Origin of the sequence: Mesorhizobium sp. M1A.F.Ca.ET.072.01.1.1 (assembly GCF_004023325.1) — a bacterium.
Taxonomy (GTDB): Bacteria; Pseudomonadota; Alphaproteobacteria; order Rhizobiales; family Rhizobiaceae; genus Mesorhizobium.
The window spans coordinates 1-3,685 of sequence record NZ_RZSF01000484.1; the positions used below are offsets into that span (position 1 = coordinate 1).

At 64.2% G+C, this 3,685-nt stretch carries 3 protein-coding genes and 1 pseudogene; 2 read left to right on the forward strand and 2 right to left on the reverse strand.

Going from position 1 to position 3,685, the window contains the following annotated elements; translation table 11 throughout:
* The coding region (locus EOA32_RS34725; protein ID WP_189407622.1) for a COX15/CtaA family protein at positions 1-246 on the forward strand (246 nt) is incomplete at its 5' end.
* 22 nt (positions 247-268) lie between these two features.
* Here EOA32_RS34725 and argC read toward each other — a convergent pair.
* Entirely contained in the window at positions 269-1,201 is a 933-nt protein-coding gene (gene argC, locus EOA32_RS34730; RefSeq protein WP_067000827.1) for an N-acetyl-gamma-glutamyl-phosphate reductase, read from the reverse strand.
* A gap of 29 nt (positions 1,202-1,230) precedes the next feature.
* Entirely contained in the window at positions 1,231-2,232 is a 1,002-nt protein-coding gene (speB, locus tag EOA32_RS34735; RefSeq protein WP_067000830.1) for an agmatinase, read from the reverse strand.
* Between the two features lie 232 nt (positions 2,233-2,464).
* Between speB and EOA32_RS34740 the strand changes: the two are divergent.
* Positions 2,465-3,522, forward strand: a pseudogene (locus EOA32_RS34740) (glycerophosphodiester phosphodiesterase family protein).
* Positions 3,523-3,685 lie beyond the last annotated feature (163 nt).

The window sequence follows — 3,685 nt, forward strand, 5'->3', positions numbered from 1 at the left end:
TGGCACATGATCGCCACCTGGCGGCGTCAGCCCGGCACCACGCATGCCCGCCGCGCCACGCTGCTGTTCCTGCTGGTGCTGGCGCAGGCCTCGATCGGCATCGGCACGCTTTTGATGCAGGTGCCACTGCATATGGCGCTCACCCATCAAGGCGTCGCGCTGATCGTGCTCGGCTTCGCCGCCGCGCACTGGCGCGGCACCAAGGGTGCCTATCCGCTGCCGACCGAGATCGCCGTCAGAGGCTGAGGCGCGCCTTGCGCATTGTCGCTCAGTGCTTGATGCCGAGCATCAGGTCCAGATTCTGCACGGCAGCGCCGGAAGCACCCTTGCCGAGATTGTCGTAGACGGCCAAAAGCAGCGCCTGCGCCCGCTCGTCATTGGCGAACACATAGACCTTCATCCGGTTGGTGCCGTTATAGGCCTCCGGATCGATCTCCGGCATGCGCTCCATATGCGTATAGGGCGCAACCTCGACCACGCCGCCGCCGACCGACGCATAGTGATCGGCGATCGCCGCATGAAGCTCGGCGCCGCTCGGCACACGGTCGAGGCCGCCCAACTGCAGCGGCACCACCGTGATCATGCCTTGCGCGAAATTGCCGACGGCGGGCTGCATGATCGGATCGTGCGACAGCTTCGCGTAGGTCCTGAGCTCCGGCACATGCTTGTGCTGCAACGTGAGCCCATAGGGCAGGAATTCAGGCGCGTCCTCGCCCTTGCCGACATAGTCCTCGATCATCGGCCGGCCGCCGCCGGAATAGCCGGAGATGCCGTTGACGGTGACGGGGAAATCGGCAGGCAGCAGGCCGGCCGAGACCAGCGGACGCAGCGTCGCGATAGGGCCCTGCGGCCAGCAGCCGGGATTGGCGATGCGATTTGCGCTGGCGATCTTGTTGGCCTGATCCTTGTCCATCTCGGCAAAGCCGTATTCCCAGCCTTCGGCCACACGATGCGCGGTCGAAGCGTCGATGACCTTGGTCGTATCGTTCTCGATCAGCGATACGCTTTCCTTGGCCGCGGCATCCGGCAGGCAGAGGATCGCGACATCGGCGGCGTTGAGGAATTCGGCCCTGGCGGCGGCTTCCTTGCGGCGGTCGGCGGGAATGGAGATGATCTCCAGATCGCCGCGGTCGGCCAGCAGCGCCCTGATCTGTAGGCCTGTCGTGCCATGTTCGCCGTCAATGAAGATTTTCGGTTTCATCGGTTGCCAAAATCCCTGCGATTCCAGAGCTATATGCCTTGAGCGTTATGTAGTACGGCATGAGTGCCGTTGTTCAGGTCGTCGAGCCGCGCCTTCCTTTCGGCCACCAGGCCGAGATAGTGCATGGCGATGATCGATCCGGCGATCGCCGTAATATCGGCATGATCATAGGCCGGCGCAACCTCGACGACGTCGGCACCGACGATATCGATCTGGCCGAGTTGGCGCAGCGTCGAAAGCATCTTGGCCGAAGACGGGCCGCCGGCCACAGGCGTGCCGGTGCCCGGCGCGAACGCCGGATCGAGGCAATCGATGTCGAAGGTAAGATAGGTCTTCCTGCCGCCTGTGCGCTCCACGATCGCGTAGGCGATGTCGGAGGCGCGCATCTCCTCGACTTCATGGCCGTAGATGATCTTGATACCGAACGTGTCCGGCGCATGGGTGCGGATGCCGATCTGGATCGAGCGGTCTGGATCGATGACGCCTTCTTTGACCGCGCGGGCGACGAAGGAGCCGTGATCGATGCGCCTGCCGTCGTCCGGCCAGGTGTCCTGATGCGCGTCGAACTGCACCAGGGCCAGCGGCCCATGGATCGCTGCATGCGCCTTCAGCAGCGGCCAAGTGACGAAATGATCGCCGCCGAGCGTCAAAAGAAATGCGCCTGAGCTCAGGATCTTGGCCGCCTCGCGCTCGATCGTACCGGGCGTCTTCTGGTGGTTGCCGCTGTCGAGCAGGCAATCGCCGTAGTCGACCACGGCGAGCTGTTCGAACAGGTCGCGCGAGAACGGATATTGCGGATCGTTGTCGAGGATCGCCGAGGCGCGGCGAATCGCCTGCGGCCCGAAGCGCGCGCCGGGACGATTGGTGACCGCGGCGTCGAAGGGAATGCCCCACACGACGGCGTCCGCGCCCTTCGCATCCTTCGTATATTTGCGTCGCATGAACGACAGCGCGCCGGCATAGGTCGGCTCCAACGAAGCGCCCGTTTTGGAACGGGCGGTGAAGGCGTGGTCGATCTCTTGGTTCGCCATTACGGGTCCTCGGTTGTCATCGGGGAGCCACAACTACAGAACCGGCACGCAACTTGCCAGTCACAGCTTGCCGATATCGAGCGGCGCTCGAGGAGTGCCACGGCAACACAGGATTTGTCTCGCCATGACGGCTCGCCAGGCGGATTTGAGCAAACACCTAGCCGGCTTCGTTCACCTCCCTGTCATGGGCATCGCCTAACCGGGTCCCGACCCGGAACGGAGCGATTCCCCGATGCGAACACTCTGGCTGAGCCTTCTTCTGTCCGCCGCGCTTGCGACGGCCTCGAGTCAAACCTTAGCCGGTGAGACGCGCGCCGCCCAAATCCTCGACCGCTTCGAACACGCCAACCAGTGGCGCGACCATGTGATGATCGCGGCGCATCGGGCCGGCAGCATGCAGGCCGGCAAGACGCTTTATGCCGAGAATTCGCTTGCCGCGGTCGAGGGCTCGATCGCGATCGGCGCCGAGATAGTCGAGGTCGATGTGAGGCGCTCGAAGGACGGCGCGTTCGTCATCATGCATGACAGCTGGCTCGACCGTACCACGAACTGCAAGGGCGAGGTGGTGGAATATACGCTGGCGCAGCTGAAGAAGTGCCGGCTGGTGATCGAGGGCACCGGCGCCGTCACCAGCGAGCCGGTGTCGACGCTGTGCGAAATGCTGCTGACGACCAAGGACAGGATCCTGATCAATCTCGACAACAAGCTCGAGGTGACGGACCTGCCCGGCATGATCGCGGTTGCCCGCGATCTCGGCATGGCCGATCAGGTGATCGTCAAGGAGAACCTGTGGAACCAGGCGCGCATTGAAGCCGCGAAGGCCGCGCTCGCCCAGGCGGGCGGCGGCTTCCAGTTCATGCCGATCCTTGCCGATGACGCCGTGCAAGATGCCGCCTTTGCCGGCGAGGTCGACAAGGCGTTCGCGCCACGCGCTATCGAGCTGATCAACTGGCGCAACGGCGCCGAGACGCTGACCGCAAACGGCGGCCCGCTGTTCAGCACGCGCATGCGGGCTACAGCCGTCCGCGGCGACTGGCACCTCTGGGCCGATACCTATGCCATCGTCAACAAGCCGGCGGCTTCCTTGCCGGCGGCCGTGGCGACGAGCTAGCGGTCGCTGCCAGCCTGCCGCGCGAGGCTTGGGGTTTCTGGGTCGATCGCGGCGCCACCATCATCCAGACCGACGAGCCAAAAGCGGCGATCGAATGGCTGGCTGCCAATGGCTATCGCGTACCGTACACGACGGACATCAAGCAAGCCGAGTCGGCGCATACGGCCAGTATTAATTAAGCTGACGTCGGCGCTTCACCCCGCCCGGCGCTTCGCGCCGACCTCCCCATCGAGGGAGCTAGAGCTGTCGTGCCAGCCTGCCGTCGCTGCATGCCTGCGATATTCATGAAATGCTAAACCCGTTTGAGCGAAAAGCGCGGCGCCTTACCTCCCCTTGATGGGG

What these genes read in the sequence shown, in the direction of transcription:
- argC (WP_067000827.1), bottom strand. Translation starts at nt 1,201, where the DNA reads ATGAAACCGAAAATCTTCATTGACGGCGAACATGGCACGACAGGCCTA.
- speB (WP_067000830.1), bottom strand. Translation starts at nt 2,232, where the DNA reads ATGGCGAACCAAGAGATCGACCACGCCTTCACCGCCCGTTCCAAAACG.